Source organism: Fluviibacterium sp. S390 (genome assembly GCF_049800695.1).
GTDB lineage: Bacteria > Pseudomonadota > Alphaproteobacteria > Rhodobacterales > Rhodobacteraceae > Meridianimarinicoccus.
The window spans coordinates 101213-119025 of the sequence record NZ_JBNAFN010000008.1 but is presented as its reverse complement, the minus strand read 5'-3'; the positions used below and the strand labels follow the sequence as shown (position 1 = coordinate 119025).

Below are 17813 nucleotides of genomic sequence, written 5' to 3'. Positions count from 1 at the left end.
TCAGCCCAGCTTGTCCTGAAGCGCGGGCGGCACGTCGATGGTGGGCAGCCAGGGGCGCAGATCGACCAGCGGGGTCCCGTCGAAACAATCGATGGCGTCAATGTCCAGCCGCCCGGTGGCGGGATCGATGCCGGTCAGCACCACGGTCGACAGCGCCAGCGTGTTGGGCCGGTTCGGCGAGCGGATGGCGAAGGTGCCGCGCGGACTGTCCACATGGCCGGGGTTTTGCAGGATCAGGTCGCGCCGGGCCCGGTCCATCCAGTAGATCAGGATCAGCGCGCGGCCCGGTTCCAGACCGGTCAGACCGTCCAGATAGGCCGGGTCCATCTCGATATGGGCCGGCTCGCCGCTGTCGCGCGCCATCCGGATGTTCTTGGGGCAATTGCCGCGCGACCACGGTGTGCGGATGCGCCCGATGAAGGTCAGGCCGGCTTCGACCCGGTCGCCCGGATCGAAGTCGAGGGTCTTTTCGCCGGGGCGGACCGGGTTTGCCATGCTCAGACCAGCCCGGCGTGGGCCAGGGCGGCATCAATGGCGTCGCGGACCGGCTGGGTGACCGGCAGCAGCGGCAGGCGCACCTCTTCCCCGCACAGGCCCAGTTTCGACAGGGCGTATTTCGCCCCCGACAGGCCGGGTTCAAGAAAGATCGCCTGATGCAGGGGCATCAGCCGATCCTGGATCGCCAGCGCGGCGGCGTAATCGCCGTTCAGCGTGGCCTCCTGGAACTGGGCGCACATGGCCGGGGCCACGTTGGCAGTGACCGAGATGCAGCCAACGCCGCCATGGGCATTGAAGCCTAGCGCCGTGGCATCTTCGCCCGACAGTTGCAGAAAGCCGGTGCCGCAGGTGGCGCGCTGCTGGCTGACGCGGGCCAGATCGCCGGTGGCATCCTTGACACCGACGATGCGCGGCAGTTTCGCCAGTTCGCCCATGGTGGCAGGTGACATGTCCACCACCGACCGGCCGGGAATATTGTAGATGACGATCGGCAGGGTGCTGGCATCATTCAGTGCGGTGAAATGCGCGATCAGCCCGGCCTGTGTCGGCTTGTTGTAGTAGGGCGTCACCACCAAAGCCGCCGCCGCGCCCGCCTTTTCGGCGTGCTGGACAAGGCTGATCGCCTCGGCGGTGGAGTTCGAGCCCGCGCCTGCCACAACCGGCACCCGCCCGGCGGCGGCTTCGATCACGGTTTCGACGATCAGGCGATGCTCTTCGTGGCTGACCGTGGGGCTTTCCCCGGTGGTGCCCACCGGCACCAGCCCGTGCGAGCCCTGCTCGATCTGCCAGTTCACCAGTTTCTTGAGCGTCTCCAGATCCACCGCACCGTCCTTGAACGGGGTTACCAGGGCTGGAAGGGACCCTTTGATCATGACACGCTCCTATGATTCAGGCCGGGGGCGATGTGTCCCCGGCGGATTGCGCGCGGACCCTAGCGGGGGTTTGGGCAATTGCCAAGATTTTGAGTTGCGCCCCGGTCGCCTGTGGCTACCGTGCCGCGGACAGGGATCGAAAGGATGTGTGATGGTCGATGGCGCCGTGCGAAACGGGATCTTGTCGGGAATGCTGGTGCTGATGCTGGGCATCGTGCCGGCGCAGGCGGATCTGACCGCGGCCATGGCCGAGGTGCGCGCCAGCGACTGGGCCGGCGCGCGGGCCGCGGTGCGCAATGACAGCCCCGCCGTGCAGGCGGTGGTCGAATGGTATCGGCTGCGCGGTCGCGACGGTGACTTCCGAGACTACCTTGCCTTCCGCGAAACCTATGGCGACTGGCCGGGCCTGCCGCTGTTGCTGCGGCGGGGCGAGACCACGATCCCCGCAAATGCCGACCCCGAAGCGGTGCTGCGCTATTTCGGCGATCAACTGCCGCAGACCGGCGTCGGTTCGCAGCGGCTGTCGGCGGCCCTGGATGCGCTGGGACGCGGCGATGTGGCCGGGGCCGAAGCGATTCGGGCGTGGCGGGTGCTGCGCCTGACGGCGGGTGAGGAAAGCACGATGCTGGCCCGCTATGGCCAGGTGCTGGCCGATCACCACGTCGCCCGTATGGACATGCTGTTGTGGAACGGCTGGCTGACCGAAGCCGCGCGGATGCGCCCGCGCGTGCCCGAGGGCTGGCGCCGTCTGCACGATGCCCGCGCCGGGTTGCGGCGGGACGCCGACGGGGTCAACAGCCTGATCGACCGGGTGCCGCTGGAATTGCAGGACGATCCGGGGCTGGCCTACGAGCGCGCCGAATGGCGGTTCCGCAACGGTCACGAAGAGCGGGCGCTGGAACTGGTGCTGCAACGGTCGGGCAGCGTTGAAAGCCTGGGCAAGCCCGAGAAATGGGCCAAGCGGCGGCGGGCTCTGGGGCGCCAGTTGATGCGCAACGGGCAGGCGCGCGAGGCCTATCTGCTGGTCTCGCAACATCACCTGACCGAAGGCTCGGACTTTGCTGATCTGGAATGGTTGTCGGGATTTCTGGCGTTGCGCAAACTGGACACTCCGGGCGCCGCGCTGGACCATTTCCAGCGTTTCCGGCTGGCGGTGCAAAGCCCGATCAGCCTGGGCCGCGCCGGATACTGGGAAGGCCGGGCTTTCGAGGCCATGGGAGACAAGGCCTCGGCGCAGGCGGCGTATGAGTTCGGCGGCGAGTTCCAGGGCACCTTCTATGGCCAGTTGGCCGCCGAAAAGGCCGGGCTGGCCATGGATCCGGGGCTTCTGGGGCAGACCAAGTACCCGGTGCGGCGAAACTCTCCGCTGCGTCAGAATTCGGTCTACCTTGCCGGGGTGGCGCTGGATCAGGCGGGCGAACTGGCGGTGTCGGGCCGGTTCTTTGCGCATCTGGCCGAAAGCCTGAACCGCGGCCAGATCGGCGAGCTGTTGTCGCTGACCGAGGAATTGGGCGAGCCCTATTACCAGTTGCGCATCGCCAAGCGGGCGGCGGCAGAGGGGCACACACTGAACCGGGCCTATTTCCCGATGTTTACGATCTCGGTCGCCGGGCGACCGGGGGTGGAGCCGGAGTTGGCGCTGGCCATTGCCCGGCGTGAAAGCGAGTTCAACCCGGTGGTCATCAGTCCGGCCGGTGCGCGCGGGTTGATGCAGGTGATGCCCGGCACCGCCAAGGACACCGCCGCCGAGGTCGGGCTGCCCTATTCGCTGGGACGGCTGACGTCGGATCCGTCCTACAACGCGCGGTTGGGGACGGCCTATCTGTCGAAGCTGAAAGGCCGCTTCGGGGTCAATGATGCGCTGGTGGCAGTGGGGTACAACGCCGGTCCGGCGCGGCCGCCGCAATGGATCGAGCGCTATGGCGATCCCCGGTCATCGCAGGTGGATGCGGTGGATTGGGTCGAACACATCCCCTTCACCGAGACCCGGAACTACGTGATGCGGGTGACCGAATCGCTGCTGCCCTATCGCGCGCAACTGACGGGCCGGCCGCAGCAGTTGACCCTGTCGCAGGATCTCAAGCGGCGCTAGGGCGTATGGGGTGGGTGCCTCCGGCGGGAGTATTTTCGCCAAGAAGAATGGGCGGGATCAGCGCGTTTGCCGTTCCCGCCACAGGGTGAAGACGCCGGCGGTGACGATGATGGCCGCCCCGGTGGCGACGTTGGGGCGCAGGGCTTCGTTGAAGAGCACCATGCCCAGGATCGCCGCGAAGGGCAGTTGCATGTAGGCGAAGGGCTGGACCGCGCTGGCCTCGGCCACGGCATAACTGCGGATCAAAAGCCAGTGCCCCAGCAGACCCGAGAGACTGAGGGCGGCCATCCAGATCCAGTCGTCGGGAGCCATCGGTTCCCAGACCCACAGGCCGATGCCGGTCATGGCGACGGCACCCGACACCCCGGTCCAGAAAAAGCAGGTGCGGGCGCTGTCCTTGCGCGACGCGTAGCGGGTGAGCAGCGCGTAGGTGGCAAAGGTTGCGGCGGCGACGAGCGGGATCACGGCGGCCGGTTGCAGGGCGCCGCGCCCCGGTTGCAGGATGATGAGAATGCCGACAAAACCGGCGGCGATGGCCGACCAGCGGCGCCAGCCGACCTTTTCGCCCAGCACCGGGCCCGAGAGCGCGGCGACGATCAACGGGTAGGCGGTGAAAGCCGCATGGGTTTCCACCAGCCCGAGACGGACGAAGGCCAGCGCCATGATCACGATTTCGGCGGCCAGAAGCAGTCCGCGCAGGATCTGGAGTACCGGTTGCGAGGTGCGGGCGGCGCCGCGCAGCCCGCCGGGCGCGCGGGTGGCAAGGACGATCACGAACAGGCCGAACGCCCAGTAGCGGATCATCACCACCATCAGCGGGCTGTAGTTTTCCGCCAGATGCCGCGTCAGCACGTCCTGGATCGAGAACACCAGCGTGGTTGCAATCATCAGCAGGATGCCGAGGCGGTTGTCCTGTTGCGTGACAGAGGTTTCGACGTTGGGGATCATGGCATTTGCCCCTGGGTCATGTGGCGTTTGCGGCCATAGCCTGCCGTGCGGGTGACGGTAAAACCGGCCTCGACCAGATTGCGGCGCACGAAGCCCGCTGCCGTATAGGTGGCGCAGGTGCCGTGCGGCGCGGTGTGGCGGGCGACTTGTGCCATCAGGTCGGCCTCCCAAAGCTGTGGATTGCGGGCCGGGGCAAAACCGTCGAGGAACCAGGCGTCGGCCTGTCCGGACCAGTCCGGCAAGGTGGTGCGGGCGTCGCCGATGACGATCTCGGCCTGCAGGACCGGGGTCTGGACGCAGGTTTCGCCGCGCGACCAGGCGTCGAGCAGTGGGGCGGCCACGGCATGGGCCTCGGGGAATCGGCGCAGGGCGCGGTCGAGGTCCGGTGCGGTCATCGGGTAGGCCTCGAACCCGGTGTAGCGCAGCGGGCCGGGCGTGCCGCTGTCCTGCCAGGCAAGCAGTGCCGCCAGCAGGTTAAGCCCGGTGCCGAAACCCAGTTCGGCGATGTGAAAGCCGGGCCGGAAGCGGGCGGGCAGATCGTTGCCCGCCAGAAACACGTGGCGGGTTTCAGCCAGTCCGTTGTCCAGCGAGAAATACGGATCGTCGAAGTGCCGGGAGACCGGAACGCCATCGGGTTTCCATTCGAGATCGGCCGGCGGCGCCTTCATGCTGGTGTCCGTTCTTGGGTTGGAGTAACAGCCCGGTGCTGTCCCGTCCTCCATGGCCATTTTGCCGGCAATGTCAATTTCGCGGGACCGAAATCGTGAAGGGCGTGCCGATGACTTCTGCCAGTATCACCATTCACGGGGCCGGGATCTTCGGGCTTTCGGTGGCGTATTTCTGTCTGAAGAAGGGCGCGCGGGTGATCGTGGTCGATCCTGGCGGGGTCGGCGCCGGGGCCAGTGGCGGTGTGGTCGGCGCGCTGTCGCCGCATACGCCCGAGAACTGGAACCCCAAGAAGGCCTTTCAGTTCGAAAGTCTGATGATGGCGGCGCCGTTCTGGCAAGACGTGGCGCGGTTGAGCGGGCGCGATCCGGGCTATGGCCGTGTCGGGCGGTTGCAGCCCCTGGCCGATGACCGCGCGGTGTCTCTGGCCAGGGCGCGGCAGGAAACGGCAGACGCGTTGTGGCAGGGCAAGGCGGTCTGGGAAGTGATCGAGGCGGATCTGGTCGGCGATTGGGCACCGGTGTCCGAGACCGGGCTGTTGATCCGCGACACGCTGAGCGCGCGTCTGCATCCCCGTCAGGGCTGTGCGGCGCTGGCGGCGGCGATCGTGACGCTGGGCGGTGAAATCACGGACTCGGCCCCGGCGGGGCAGGACGTGACGGTTCTGGCCACCGGTTACACTGGCCTGCTGGAGCTGGCCAAGGAACTGGGGGTCCCGGTAGGCAGCGGGGTGAAGGGGCAAGGGGCGCTGCTGGACCTGGATCGCGCCGGGGCGCCGCAGATTTTCGCTGAAGGCGTACATATCGTGCCGCATGGCGACGGGACGGTGGCAGTAGGTTCGACCAGCGAGCGTGCGTTCGACGCGGCCACCGCCACGGATGCGCAACTGGACGCGGTGCTGGAAACGGCTGTTCAGGTCTGTCCGGCGCTGGCGGACGCGCCGGTTCTGTCTCGCTGGGCCGGGGTCCGGCCACGGGCGCGCAGCCGGGCGCCGATGCTGGGCGCGCATCCGCGCCGCCCGGCGACCTTCATCGCCAACGGCGGCTTCAAGATCGGCTTCGGCGTGGCGCCGAAGGTCGGGCAGGTCATGGCCGATCTGATCCTGGACGGCGTGGATGCGATCCCCGAGGGGTTCCGGGTGTCGGACAACCTGTAGGACCGGGGGCTGGGGAAGCTCCCGCCCCCGCGGCGGCGGGCCATGCCCTTGCCCGGCGTTGGGCCGGGCAGTCGCGCCCCGGTTGGGGCCCGACTGCGGGTGCGCCTAGAAATGCCATTCCAGTCCGAGAGTGGGACCGAAGATGCGCAGTTCCGACAGCTCGGGGTCGTCGAACCCCACTTGCAGGTGGCGATAGCCTGCTGTTGCCCAGACCCCGCCGCGCAGTCGGTAGCGGGCGTCAACGCGCAGATCGAACTGGGTTTCGATCACGCCCGCGCTGTAGCCGCCGGCCGTGAGTGTACCGGCGAGTTGCCAGCGATCGGACAGCGCCGCTTCGCCGTAGACCCCGACAAAGGGCACCGTGTCGCGCTCTGAAGTCCGCACTTGCCCCGCCGACCCAAGTTCAATGTCGAAATTGACGTTCCAGTACCGGGCACCGGCAACAAGCTCGGCCCTCATGGACAGGCTGTCGTGAAACGCATAGCCGTAGGACAGCGCGGCCATGTTGCCATAGAGGCGCATGTCCGGATCCAGAATGCCGAAATAGGGACCGGCCTGGTCCGAGATGCTGACGCCGATGTATTCAGCCCAAAGGCTGTGACGGCCCTTGCGCAGCTCGCCCACCAGGGGCAGGGCGTACCAGCCGATTTCCGAGAACGGGCCTTCGTAGTCCTCGACCGGCGCGCCTTGCAGGGTGCTGTCCAGCGCCAAACCGGTCTTCCAGTAGTAGGTCGCGATACGGCCCGTCCAACGCTCTGCCGCAGCGGGGCAGGCGGCAAGGGCCAGCCCTGCCGCAAAGGCCGAGATGCGCCTCACCGGGAGGTGGGAACCATGAGAGGCAGGAAAACCTCGACCGCGACAGCCGCAACCTGAACGGTGCTGCCGGTGTCTGGATCGGTGCTGGTCAGCCCGCCTTCGGCCACGACGACCTGGGTGGATACCGGCGAGAACTGCGCAGCAACCGCCGTTGCATCGACTTGCGCAGGATCGCTGACACCCAGCGAAACCTTGATGCGCGCGCGGTGCCGCGCCTCGGGCAGCTTGTCCAGGAAATGCAGGGTGGAGTGGCTTTCGGCATCCAGAAGGCCGTGGGCCACGGCCGCGTCGATGCTTTCGCCGACGCCCATGCCCATCTTGATGATCACGCGCTGGTCGGTCATGCGTTGTCTGCCATGTCAAAGGAAACGGAAATGGCCGCATTGGCGATAACGGTGGGTTTGCCGCCATCGTTGCGCGGAATGTCCAGCCCGCCCAGCGTGACCGTCACGGTCGGCTGGCCATAGGGAAACACGGCCATCAGCGCGGTCTTGTCCACCGCCTCGGGCGCTTGCACGCCGATCTCCACGTCGATCAGCATGTCATCCTTGGGGCGGCCCAGAAGCTCGGCCAGGTTGATCGAATTGTGCCACAGCGCATTGCGCAGGGCGCGGACGGCGGCCTCGGTATAGTCCTGACGGCGCAGCGAGGTTCCCATGCCGTATTCGGTCAGCAAGCGTTGTCGGGGCATCAGTATTCCACTCCGATCTGCGCCTTGATCCCGGCGCGGAACGGGTGCTTGACCAGTTCCATCTCGGTGACCAGATCGGCGGCCTCGATCAGCGGCTCCTTGGCGTTGCGGCCGGTCAGGACCACATGGGTCATCTCGGGCTTTTCGGATTGGAGGAAGGTCACGACTTCCTCGACATCCAGATAGTCATAGCGCAGGGCGATGTTGATCTCGTCCAGCAGCACCATCTTGTTGGCCGGATCGCGGATCAGCTCCTTGGCCTTTTCCCAGGCGGCTTGCGCCATTTCCATGTCGCGGGCCTTGTCCTGGGTTTCCCAGGTGAAGCCCTCGCCCATGGTGTGGAACTGGCAGATGTCCTGGAACTTCGACAGGATCAGGTCCCGCTCGCCGGTGGACATGCCGCCCTTGATGAACTGCACCACGGCGCAGGGCATCTGGTGGGCGATGCAGCGGAAGATCATCCCGAAGGCGGCCGAGCTTTTGCCCTTGCCCTTGCCGGTGTGGACGATGATCAGCCCCTTCTGGTCCGACTTGGTGGCCATGATCTTGTCACGGGCAGCCTTCTTCTTGGCCATCTTGGCGGCGTGGCGGGCCAGATCGTCCTTCGGGGGCGTATCGGTCATGGGATCCTCGGGTCAGGGTGTTGGGCAAGCCGGGTGTCGCGGGGCAGAATACCCGCGCCTGCGGTGGCGTCCACCACCGTTGTTGCGCAGCGGGTCAGGCAAACAGCCAGCCGATGATATAGGGTGCGGCCAGCGCGGTGAACACGGCGTTCATGCCCATGCCGATCCCGGCGAAGGCCCCGGCGGTGGGGTGGACCTGCAGCGCCCGCGCGGTGCCGATGCCGCTGGCAGAGACGCCGGTGGCAAACCCGCGCGCGCGATAATCCTTCACCCCAAGCGCATTAAAAAGTGGCGTGACGATGACCGCGCCCAGAATGCCGGTCAGGATCACCAGTGCCGCGGTCAACGAGGGTGCGGCGCCGATCTTTTCGGCCACGCCGATGGCGATGGGGCTGGTGGCGGCCTTCGGTCCCAGCGACAGCAACGAGACCCCCTGCAGGCCCAGCAGCCAACCAACCCCAAGTGCCGTCAGCATCGATACCAGCGATCCCGCCAGAAGGGCGGCGACCATCGGCAGGGCGGTGCGCAGGATGAGATGGCGGTTCCAGTACAGCGGCAACGCCAGCGAGACCGTGGCCGGCCCGAGCAGGAAATGCACGAACTGCGCGCCTTCGAAATAGGTGCCATAAGGCGTGTCCGTGGCCAGCAGCAGCCCCGACAGCAGGATGATTGCGATCAGCACAGGGTTGACGGTGGTCTTGCCGCCCGAGGCCTTGAACAATGCGTCGCCCACCAGATAGGCGAGGATGGTCAGGGTCAGCCAGACCAGCGGCCCTTCCAGCAGGTAGATCCAGATGTCAGTTACCGGCACGGGGCGCCTCGTCGGTGTTGCGCAGCAGTTTCAGCATGCCCGCAAAGGCCAGCGCCCCGGCGCTCAGCCCGGCCACGGTCGACACCACCAGCGCCGCCAGCAAGGCCGGGCCGTCCGGACCCAGGCGGTCCAGATGCGCGACGACCCCGACGCCGGCGGGCACGAACAGCAGCGACAGGTGGTTCAGCAGCCCCTGCGCCAGATCCTGCACGATCTTGCCAACCTGAGGGACGGTCAACAGCAGGATCGTCAGGAAGATCATTCCCAGGACCGGACCGGGCACCGGCAGGCCAAGCGCCCCCGCCGCGACTTCGCCGGCCAGTTGGCAGGACAGGAGGATGGCCAGGGCGTGTATCATCGGGAAACCTGTTGAAAGAGCGTCCCGCCAGACTAAGGACCGTGGCCCGGAACACAAGCGAAGGCCCGCAGCCGGGGAAGGCTGCGGGCCCACGGGGACCTGCGTGTCAGGGTTCTTTATTCGGCAGGTTGGGCCAGCGGCATCGGGCTGGCCCGGAAGTGACGGCGGTTCAGGTAGAAGACCAGCGCCACCATCGCCAGTTGCACGCCCACGGCAAGACCCGAGATCGCCCAGTAGGCCGTGCCGAACTTGGTCACCAGACCGGCGGCCACCAGCCCCTTGTTCAGCCAGAAGTGCATCATGACCGACAGGCCGACACCGGGGCAGACCAGCGCATAGGCGCCCGCCGAGGTCGCCCGACCGACGACGAACCGCGACCAGTAGCCGATGCGCGCCAGTACGAACAAGCCGAAGATGGCGAACAGAACCTGCACCGACAGGATGCGCGACAGCATCACCAGGGTTTCTCCGGCGCTGCCATGAACCTCGAAGGTGGTGTGCAGCCCGTGATCCTGCCGCAGCATCAGGATGCCCAGCACCGTCAGGATCGGAATGATGATCATCAGCGTGGGGGCGGCCTCGGGGGCGACGCCTTTCTCCATCATCGCGTGAATGCCCATAACCAGCGCGATCACCGCGATGACGCCGGCGGACACCAGGAAGAAGGTCGACAGGACGACACTGACACCCACGGTCAGCGGATTGGTCGACATGGCGGCAGGCGCGGACATGCCGACGCCGACCATCGCCAGTGCGAAGGCGGGCAGTTTCTGCGCGAACGAGTTGTTGGCGCCGTGTTCAAACCCGCCCTTGCCGATCACCCGGCCGAGGAAGGCCCCCAGATGCCGGAAGGCCATCCAGCCGATGGCCAGGAAGGCGATCATCGCCAGCGGGAACAGGTATTCGGTGATCGTCCACAATCCGGGCACGAAGACCAGCCCGGCGATGAAGGCACCGTTGACCGCCATGGCCAGCGCCAGCGGCATCGCCATCATCTGGGTTTCGGCGTTCGAGGCCCGGAAGGCCGCGAATCCCTCGGCCCGGACAAAGCCGCGCAGGTGGCTCAGGTTCCAGACCAGCGCCTTGATGTTGAGGAAGAAAAAGACGGCGATCCCGGCCATGGCGAGGATGATCATCCCCTGCATGGCCGTGCTGCCGGTGGCAAAGGCGGCCATGATGTCTTCGAAGACGGGCACCGGCTTGCCGGGATGCGGCACCCAGAACATCAGCCACATGAAGAAGGTGACGGTCAGGCCGCCGGCCCCCACGGAGGCAAGGAAGTAAAGCGGGGAATAGGCCTGTGCGGCGGCCGGAGCGATACGGGAGGTCATGAGTCGTTCCTTTCATATTCGTATTTAAGAATATGAATAGCGATTCCGGCATGGATTGCAAGCCCCCCTTCACCCGCACTTAACCCGCATCGGTCAAAGCTGTGCGCATGTACCGGGTTCTTCTTCTTGTCGTCAGCTATTTTGCCTATGGCTGCACCAGCGCCAGTCTTCCGATGATGGGGGCCGACACCACGCGGCTTGCGATTGGTGGTCATGACTTCGTGGTGCGCCACACCGACCAGCGTGCCGAAGTTGTCCGGGCCAACCCGGCGGTGGCTGCGCGATCCGACATGCTGGCCCTGTCGAAACTGGCGATGGAACAGGCCTCGGGCTGCAAGGTGCGCGATGGCACGCTTTATGGCGATGCGGTGCTGGCCGAAGCGATGCTGGCCTGTCCGGCGGCACCCTCGGCTCGATTGCTCCCGGTGTGGACCTTCGATGATCGGCAATAACCAGCCCCTCGCGGCGGGACCGTGCTAGACTCGCCCCTAAGCTGTTGCCACGGGGGAGAGGCCCATGCCGTCCTATCACGACCTGCGCCCGGACGCGGATTTCGTCGACCGCGACTATGAACGGGTGTTTCCGCGCATGACCGTTCCCGAACGGGCCCGCTGCATCGACGGGCTGCTGCGCCTGCGCGCGGTGTTGAATGCAACGGTGGCGCCGCGCAAGACCGAAGGCAACCTGCTGGTCGCCAGCTGGAACATCAAGGAATTCGGCCACACGACCCAACGCCTGCCGGAAGCCTATTTCTACATTGCCGAAATCCTCGGCGCCTTTGACCTGATCGCCGTGCAGGAGGTGAAGTCGACGCTGACCGACCTGCATCTGGTGATGCGCCTGCTGGGGCCGGGCTGGCGCTATCTGGTCAATGACATCACCGATGGCACCAGCGGCAACAGCGAGCGGTCGGCCTATATCTTCAACGCCGGACGGGTGCAGCTGTCCGGGCTGGCGGGCGAAATTTCCCTGTGGGACGAGATCACCCGCGACAGTCCGCTGGGTCTGCGCCAGTTGAAACGCGCGCCCTATGTCACCGGGTTCCGCGCCGGCTGGAAGGAATTCGCCATGGTCAACCTGCATCTGCATCCCGGCGATGATGCCGACGACGTTGCCCTGCGCGGCGAGGAAATCCGGCTGCTGCTGAAAGCCCTGAAGGCCAAGCGGCGCGAGGTCTGGTCCGACAACCTGATCCTCGTGGGTGACTGGAACCTCTATGAAGACGACGATCAGGCCGCGCTGCAGGCGCTGGCCGACGCGGGCTATCGCGAGTGTTCGGGGTTGCAGGGCAAGCGGACCAACGTGTCGCGCTCGCAGGCATACGATCGCATGTTCTTCACCCATAACACCTACTTCCAGATGGAAGAGGCCAGCGACGGGCTGGAACGCGGCGACGTGCTGGACCCGTTCGATGCCGTCTACCGCGAGGGCGACCTGCGCGCCTATCGCCCGACGATGCTCGCGCAATACGGCGGGTCGCGCGATCTGGCCGGGGATGACGCGGCACTGGCGCGCTATTTCCGCCATCCGTGGCGCAAGAATCAGTTGTCCGATCACTTTCCGATCTGGGTGTCGCTGGTCACCGATCAGGCCGACAGGTTCCTGAAGGACAAGCGTGACGCGCTGGCGGGCTAGCCCGCCGCGCCGCCGCGCAACGCCTCGATCCGTGCGCGCGCCGAGTTTGACCGCGGCACCCAGAGGCCCCGGTCGATGGCCTCCTGCAAGCGGTCGGCAATCTCGCGCAGGGCCGGGGCGTTGTGATCCCCGATGAAACTGCGGGTGGCGTCATCTTCCAGGAAGGCGGCCTCGACAGCGTCAAAGTGATGGCCCTTCACCGCGCCGGTGGTGGCGGCAAAGGCGAACATGTAGTCCACCGTCGCGGCAATCTCGAAGGCCCCCTTGTAGCCGTGCCGCTTCACCCCCTCGATCCACTTGGGATTGACCACGCGTGAGCGCACGACGCGGGCGATTTCCTCGTCCAGCGTGCGGATGACGGGGCGTTCGGGGCGGGAATGATCGTTGTGATAGATCGGCCTTTGCACCCCTTGCAGATGCGCCACCGCCGCCGCCGCGCCGCCTTCGAACTGGTAGTAGTCGTCGCTGTCCAGCAAGTCGTGTTCGCGGTTGTCCTGGTTCTGCACGATGGCCTCGGTCTGGCCGAGGCGGGTTTCAAGCGCGGCGCGGGCGGGGGTGCCCTCGGCACCCTTGCCATAGGCGTAGGATCCCCAGGTCAGATAGGCTTCGGCCAGATCGACGGGATCCTTCCACAGCCGTTCGTCGATCATCGCCTGCAGCCCGGCCCCATAGGCCCCGGGCTTGGCGCCGAAGACCCGGAACTCGGACCCGGGGCCTTCCGTGCGGGCGCGGACAGCGGCGGGGTTGATGTCGTCGGGTTCGTCCAGCGCCATGACCGCGCGGGCGGCGCTGTCCACAAGGTCGATCTGCTGCGGGAAGGCATCCCGGAAAAAGCCCGACACCCGCAGGGTCACATCCACGCGCGGCCGCCCCAGCGCGGTGTGCGGGATGATCTCGAAGCCGGTGACGCGGCGGTTGGCACTGTCCCAGCGCGGCTTGACGCCCATCAGGGCCAGCGCCTGGGCGATGTCATCGCCCCCGGTGCGCATGTTGGCGGTGCCCCAGGCGGTCAGCAGCAGGCTGCGCGGCCAGTCGCCGTGATCCTGTAAATGCCTTTCGATCAACAGGTTGGCCGATTTCCACCCCAGCGCCCAGGCAGTGGGGGTGGGGACCGCGCGGCTGTCCACAGAGAAGAAATTCCGCCCCGTGGGCAACACGTCCAGCCGCCCGCGCGTCGGCGCACCCGACGCGCCCGGGGCGACGAAGTGCCCATCCAGGGCGGTGAGGAGCCCCGTCCCCTCCGCCGGGCCGCAGGCTGACACCATGGGCGCGACCTGTTCATGCGCCTCGGCCAGAACCGCAGCGCTGGCGGGGCCGGGGGCTTGGGCTGTTCCGTTCAGCAAGGCCGCCGAGAACAACTCCAGCCGTTCCACCGTGTCGCCATGGCTGCGCCAGCGTGCGCCGTCCAGGTCGGCCAGCGCGGCGGGGCGCGGCCCGTCCCAGGGCGCGGCCATGTCGCAATCCAGCGGATCGAAATCCATGCCGAAATCCCCCGCCAGCGCGCGCGGCAGAGATGCGTTCTTCCCGGCACCATCGCCGCGCGGCAGGCGCAGCAAGGCCTGCACCAGGTCGCGGTGCAGCCGTCCCTCCGGGGCCTTTCCAAAGATGTGCAGCCCGTCGCGAATCTGCGCCTCTTTCAACTCGCACAGCCAGGCGTCCAGCTTGGCCAGATCGCGATCTTCATCCTCGCCGGTCATACCCGCGTCCTGTCCAAGCCCGGTGGCGGAACACAACGAGACGATCTCGCGGCGCAGGTGGTCGATGCGGCGCGGATCGACACCTGCCGCTTCGTAGTATTCGTCCACCAGCGCTTCCAGATCGCGCAGGGGGCCATAGCTTTCGGCGCGCGTCAGCGGGGGTGTCAGGTGATCGATGATCACCGCTTGCGCGCGCCGCTTGGCTTGCGTGCCCTCGCCGGGATCGTTGACGATGAATGGGTAGATATGCGGCATCGGTCCCAGCACCGCCTCGGGCAGACAGTCCTCGGACAGGGCCAGAGCCTTGCCCGGCAGCCACTCTAGGTTGCCATGCTTGCCCATATGGACGATGGCCTGCGCACCCTGGTGCTGCCGCAGCCAGAAGTAGAACGCCAGGTAGTTGTGCGGCGGCACAAGGTCGGGACTGTGATAGGTCTCTTCCGGGTCGATGTTATATCCGCGCGCGGGTTGGATGCCGACGGTCACCTTGCCGAACCGCAGAATCGACAGGGCAAAGCCGTCGGGGCCCATAAACGGATCGGTCTCGGGGGCGCCCCAACGCTCCTCGATCCGTTGCCGCACGGCCAGCGGCAGGACGTCATAGGCGGTACGATAGGCGTCCAGCGACAGCCGTTCGCCACCGTGCCGTGCAGCGCGGTCGGCCAGCCAATTGGTCGGCCCCTTCAGGATGGCCTGCATCAGGGCGTTGGAATCGCCGGGTGCGTCCTGCACGTCATAGCCCGCCTTGGCGAGCAGGCGCAGGGCGTGCACCGTGGCCGCAGGGGTGTCCAGCCCGACGCCATTGGCCAGCCGTCCGTCCTTGTTGGGATAGTTGGCGAGCACCAGCGCCACCTGCCGGTCGGCGGGGGGCGTGTTGCGCAGCCGCGCCCAGTTGGCGGCCAGATCGGCCACGAATTCCACCCGGTCGCCGCGCGCGCGATAGGTGGCGATGGGGCATTCGGTGGCGTCGTCGAAAAACGCTTCGCCCTTGAAGCTGATGGCGCGCGTCAGCACCCGCCCGTCCACTTCCGGCAGGGCCACGTTCATGGCGATGTCGCGCGCTCCCAGCCCGGCAAGCCCCTGTTCCCAGCTGTCCTCGCTGGCGCTGGACAGCACCACCTGGAACACCGGCGCGCCCTGCGCGGCGGGGCCGGCGAGGGGGTTCGATCCCCCCGAGGCGGCCTCTCCCGTGTGCGGGCTGCCCACAGCGAAGGCCGTGCCGTTCAGGATCACGTCGGGCGGGGCGGCGTGGAACAATTGCTCCAGCGTCGCGACGCTGACCGGATCCTTCAGCGAGGCGACGAAGATCGGTAGCGGGTTCAGTCCACGTCGCGCCAGCGACCGGATCAGCCGGTTGATCGGATGCAGCCCGGCCCCCTGTACCAGCGCCCGATAGAAGATCACCGGCACCACCGGCGCGCCCTCGGTCCAGGTATTGCGGGCTGTGTCCAGGTCCGAGATGCCGGCGCCGGGCCAATAGACCCCGGCGCGCAGCAGGGGTTTCGCCGCTTCGGGGCGATCCGCGCGGTCTTCGATCATGGCCTGGGCGTAGTCCAGGAAATGGGTCGCGTTCGCGGGCCCGCCTTCGACCAGATAGGACCAGAGCGCCTCCCAATCGGCGCGGGGCACCGTGGACAGGCGCCACAGATCATCGTCGGGCTTGTCGTCGCCGGGCAGGGCGGCGAAGGCGACGCCGGCCTCGTGCAGATGGGCGGCGTATTGCTCCAGCCCATAGCGCCAGTAGCCCAGCCCCCCCAGCACCCGCGCCACCACCAGTTTCGACCGACGGGCGCAGGTCTGGATGTGCAAATCCACCGACATTGGGTGGCGCAGGTGCATCAGGTTGGCCAGCCGCAGGGAGGGGGCATCGGCGCTTTCCGCCCGCGCGGCGCTGAGGGCTGCCAGTTCGGTGTCGGCGGCGCTGAGCACCACCAGATCGGCGGGGGTCTGGCCCAGATCGACGGGTTCGACCCCGTCATCCAGATTTCCGGGTGTGGCGGCAAGCAGATGCATCGGCTGGGACTTTCAGATCGGGAGGCGGCACCCGTGGCGGGGGCGGGTGCCTCCGGCGGGAGTATTTGGGCCAAGAAGAAGGCTCAAGCCAGGCGCTTTTCGAAGAACAGGTTGTAAGGGCCGTCGGTATAGGCGCCAAATGGCGGACAGGGGCGGAAGCCCGCGCGGGCATAGAGGCGGTGGGCGGCAGGGAGTTTCGAGCCGGTCTCCAGCCGCAGGAGCGGCAGGCCAAGGTCGCGGGCGCGGGTCTCGACCGCGTCCAGCAGGGCTGCGCCGATGCCGGTGCCGCGGGCGGTTTCGGCCACGAACATGGATATTACCTCGCCGTAGCCGGGGTAGTGCGCGAGGGCGGCGCAGCCGACCGGGGTGTCGGTTTCGCCTTGGGCCAGGAAAAAATGGATGCCGGGCGCGCGCAGGGCGTCCAGCGACAGGTAGTGGTTGGCCTCTGCTGGAAACAGCGATTGCATCAGCGCGTGGCTGGCTTGCAGCAACGGACGGGCCGCCTCCGGCGTGCCGGGGACGACCCGCAGGGTCATGCCCGCAGCGCCGCGTCGATGGCGGCGCGGTCAAGGCCGCTTTGGCCGATGACCACCAGGCGGGTTTCACGCGGCTCTTCACCACCGAAAGGGCGGTCGAAATAGCTGTCCACGCGCGGTCCCACCGCTTGCAGGGTCAGGCGCAGCGGTTTGCCGCTCACGGCGGCAAAGCCTTTCAGCCGCAGGATGTCATGGCTGCGGATGACCTGCGCCACCTGTTCGGCGAACGCCTTGGCATCGGAGATTTCCGGGCGCGTGACGGTGAAGCTTTCGAAGTCGTCGTGGTCGTGGTGATGGTGGTGATCGTCGTGATCATCCTCGTCATCATGATCGTGGTGGTGATGATGCGGCGCGCTGCGCGCGTCCAGATCATCCTCGGCGCTCGCACCCTGGCCCAGCAGCACGTCGACGGGCAGCGCCCCCATGGCGGCGCGGATCACCTGCACCCCGGCGCGGGCCTCGGCTTTCAGCTTGCCGGTCAGGGCTGCGGCCTCGGCCTCGTCCAGCAGGTCGGATTTGTTCACCACGATCATGTCGGCGCAGGCGATCTGGTCTTCGAACAGGTCTGACAGCGGGGTTTCGTGGTCGAGGTTCTCGTCCAGCTTGCGTTGGGCATCCACGGCCGCCACCGAATGGGCGAACCGGCCTTCCGAGACCGCCTTGCCATCGACCACGGTGACCACCCCGTCAACGGTGACGCGGGTGCGGATCTCGGGCCAGTTGAAGGCCTGCACCAACGGTTGCGGCAGCGCCAGGCCCGAGGTTTCGATGACGATGTGGTCGGGGGCGTCTTCGCGGGCCAGCAGCTTTTCCATGGTCGGGATGAAATCATCGGCCACGGTGCAGCAGATGCAGCCGTTCGACAGTTCCATGATGTCATCCTCGCGGCAGGTCTCGTCGCCGCAGCCTTTCAGGATGTCGCCATCGACACCCAGGTCGCCGAATTCATTGATGATCAGGGCGATGCGCTTGCCTTCGGCATGGGCCAGCATGTGGCGGATGAGCGTGGTCTTTCCGGCACCGAGAAAGCCGGTGACGACGGTTGCGGGGATCTTGGCGGGCATGGGGGA

At 66.9% G+C, this 17813-nt stretch carries 18 protein-coding genes; 4 read left to right on the top strand and 14 right to left on the bottom strand.

The genetic code is table 11. From position 1 onward, the window contains the following. Together ACP15K_RS08860 and dapA are read right to left on the bottom strand one after the other, a co-directional pair. Positions 1-495, bottom strand: a complete 495-nt coding sequence (locus ACP15K_RS08860; RefSeq protein ID WP_193140011.1) for an SAM-dependent methyltransferase — start codon at positions 493-495, stop codon at positions 1-3. Positions 496-497: 2 nt separating this feature from the next. Next, on the bottom strand, positions 498-1370 hold the full coding sequence (gene dapA, locus ACP15K_RS08855; RefSeq protein ID WP_193140010.1) for a 4-hydroxy-tetrahydrodipicolinate synthase: 873 nt from the start codon (positions 1368-1370) through the stop codon (positions 498-500). Between the two features lie 151 nt (positions 1371-1521). Between dapA and ACP15K_RS08850 the strand changes: the two genes are divergently transcribed. Then, on the top strand, positions 1522-3462 hold the full coding sequence (locus ACP15K_RS08850) for a lytic transglycosylase domain-containing protein (RefSeq protein WP_226925636.1): 1941 nt from the start codon (positions 1522-1524) through the stop codon (positions 3460-3462). A gap of 57 nt (positions 3463-3519) precedes the next feature. On the opposite strand, the gene ACP15K_RS08845 is transcribed toward ACP15K_RS08850, so the two are convergent. Both ACP15K_RS08845 and mnmD read right to left on the bottom strand, forming a co-directional pair. After that, positions 3520-4410 (bottom strand): DMT family transporter, encoded by an 891-nt coding sequence (locus ACP15K_RS08845; RefSeq protein WP_193140008.1) that lies wholly within the window; start codon positions 4408-4410, stop codon positions 3520-3522. Further along, on the bottom strand, positions 4407-5078 hold the full coding sequence (mnmD, locus tag ACP15K_RS08840) for a tRNA (5-methylaminomethyl-2-thiouridine)(34)-methyltransferase MnmD (RefSeq protein WP_424990316.1): 672 nt from the start codon (positions 5076-5078) through the stop codon (positions 4407-4409). Before mnmD ends, ACP15K_RS08845 begins: the two co-directional genes overlap by 4 nt. Positions 5079-5188: 110 nt before the next feature. Here mnmD and ACP15K_RS08835 point away from each other — a divergent pair, with 110 nt between their 5' ends. Further along, positions 5189-6232, top strand: a complete 1044-nt coding sequence (locus ACP15K_RS08835) for an NAD(P)/FAD-dependent oxidoreductase (protein ID WP_424990315.1) — start codon at positions 5189-5191, stop codon at positions 6230-6232. Positions 6233-6337: 105 nt separating this feature from the next. Here ACP15K_RS08835 and ACP15K_RS08830 read toward each other — a convergent pair whose 3' ends face one another. From ACP15K_RS08830 to ACP15K_RS08800, 7 genes are all read right to left on the bottom strand, one after another. Beyond that, positions 6338-7048 (bottom strand): hypothetical protein, encoded by a 711-nt coding sequence (locus ACP15K_RS08830; RefSeq protein WP_424990314.1) that lies wholly within the window; start codon positions 7046-7048, stop codon positions 6338-6340. Beyond that, complete coding sequence (locus ACP15K_RS08825; protein WP_424990313.1) at positions 7045-7392, bottom strand: Lin0512 family protein; 348 nt, start codon at positions 7390-7392, stop codon at positions 7045-7047. The genes ACP15K_RS08830 and ACP15K_RS08825 overlap by 4 nt, the downstream gene beginning before the upstream one ends. Beyond that, complete coding sequence (locus tag ACP15K_RS08820) at positions 7389-7739, bottom strand: Lin0512 family protein (protein ID WP_193139997.1); 351 nt, start codon at positions 7737-7739, stop codon at positions 7389-7391. Before ACP15K_RS08820 ends, ACP15K_RS08825 begins: the two co-directional genes overlap by 4 nt. Further along, complete coding sequence (gene cobO, locus ACP15K_RS08815) at positions 7739-8362, bottom strand: cob(I)yrinic acid a,c-diamide adenosyltransferase (RefSeq protein ID WP_424990312.1); 624 nt, start codon at positions 8360-8362, stop codon at positions 7739-7741. Before cobO ends, ACP15K_RS08820 begins: the two co-directional genes overlap by 1 nt. 94 nt (positions 8363-8456) lie before the next feature. Beyond that, positions 8457-9173: an LrgB family protein gene (locus ACP15K_RS08810; RefSeq protein WP_424990311.1), complete on the bottom strand. Its 717-nt coding sequence runs from the start codon at positions 9171-9173 to the stop codon at positions 8457-8459. After that, a complete protein-coding gene (locus ACP15K_RS08805) occupies positions 9160-9531 on the bottom strand; it encodes a CidA/LrgA family protein (protein ID WP_193139991.1) in 372 nt (123 codons plus the stop codon). The genes ACP15K_RS08810 and ACP15K_RS08805 overlap by 14 nt, the downstream gene beginning before the upstream one ends. Before the next feature lie 116 nt (positions 9532-9647). After that, positions 9648-10862 carry a TsoY family (seleno)protein gene (locus ACP15K_RS08800; protein ID WP_424990309.1) on the bottom strand — a complete coding sequence of 405 codons (1215 nt, stop codon included), beginning with the start codon at positions 10860-10862 and terminating at the stop codon, positions 9648-9650. 107 nt (positions 10863-10969) lie between these two features. Here ACP15K_RS08800 and ACP15K_RS08795 point away from each other — a divergent pair, with 107 nt between their 5' ends. Together ACP15K_RS08795 and ACP15K_RS08790 are read left to right on the top strand one after the other, a co-directional pair. Further along, positions 10970-11314 carry a hypothetical protein gene (locus ACP15K_RS08795; protein WP_193139986.1) on the top strand — a complete coding sequence of 115 codons (345 nt, stop codon included), beginning with the start codon at positions 10970-10972 and terminating at the stop codon, positions 11312-11314. A 64-nt stretch (positions 11315-11378) separates the two neighbouring features. After that, positions 11379-12497 carry an endonuclease/exonuclease/phosphatase family protein gene (locus ACP15K_RS08790; RefSeq protein WP_193139984.1) on the top strand — a complete coding sequence of 373 codons (1119 nt, stop codon included), beginning with the start codon at positions 11379-11381 and terminating at the stop codon, positions 12495-12497. On the opposite strand, the gene cobN is transcribed toward ACP15K_RS08790, so the two are convergent. From cobN to cobW, 3 genes are all read right to left on the bottom strand, one after another. Then, a complete protein-coding gene (gene cobN / locus ACP15K_RS08785; RefSeq protein ID WP_424990308.1) occupies positions 12494-16207 on the bottom strand; it encodes a cobaltochelatase subunit CobN in 3714 nt (1237 codons plus the stop codon). The genes ACP15K_RS08790 and cobN overlap by 4 nt on opposite strands. 83 nt (positions 16208-16290) lie before the next feature. Beyond that, positions 16291-16743, bottom strand: a complete 453-nt coding sequence (locus ACP15K_RS08780; RefSeq protein WP_193139980.1) for a GNAT family N-acetyltransferase — start codon at positions 16741-16743, stop codon at positions 16291-16293. Next, positions 16740-17807, bottom strand: coding sequence for a cobalamin biosynthesis protein CobW (gene cobW, locus ACP15K_RS08775; RefSeq protein WP_193139978.1), 1068 nt, complete (start codon positions 17805-17807; stop codon positions 16740-16742). The genes ACP15K_RS08780 and cobW overlap by 4 nt, the downstream gene beginning before the upstream one ends. Positions 17808-17813: the final 6 nt, after the last annotated feature.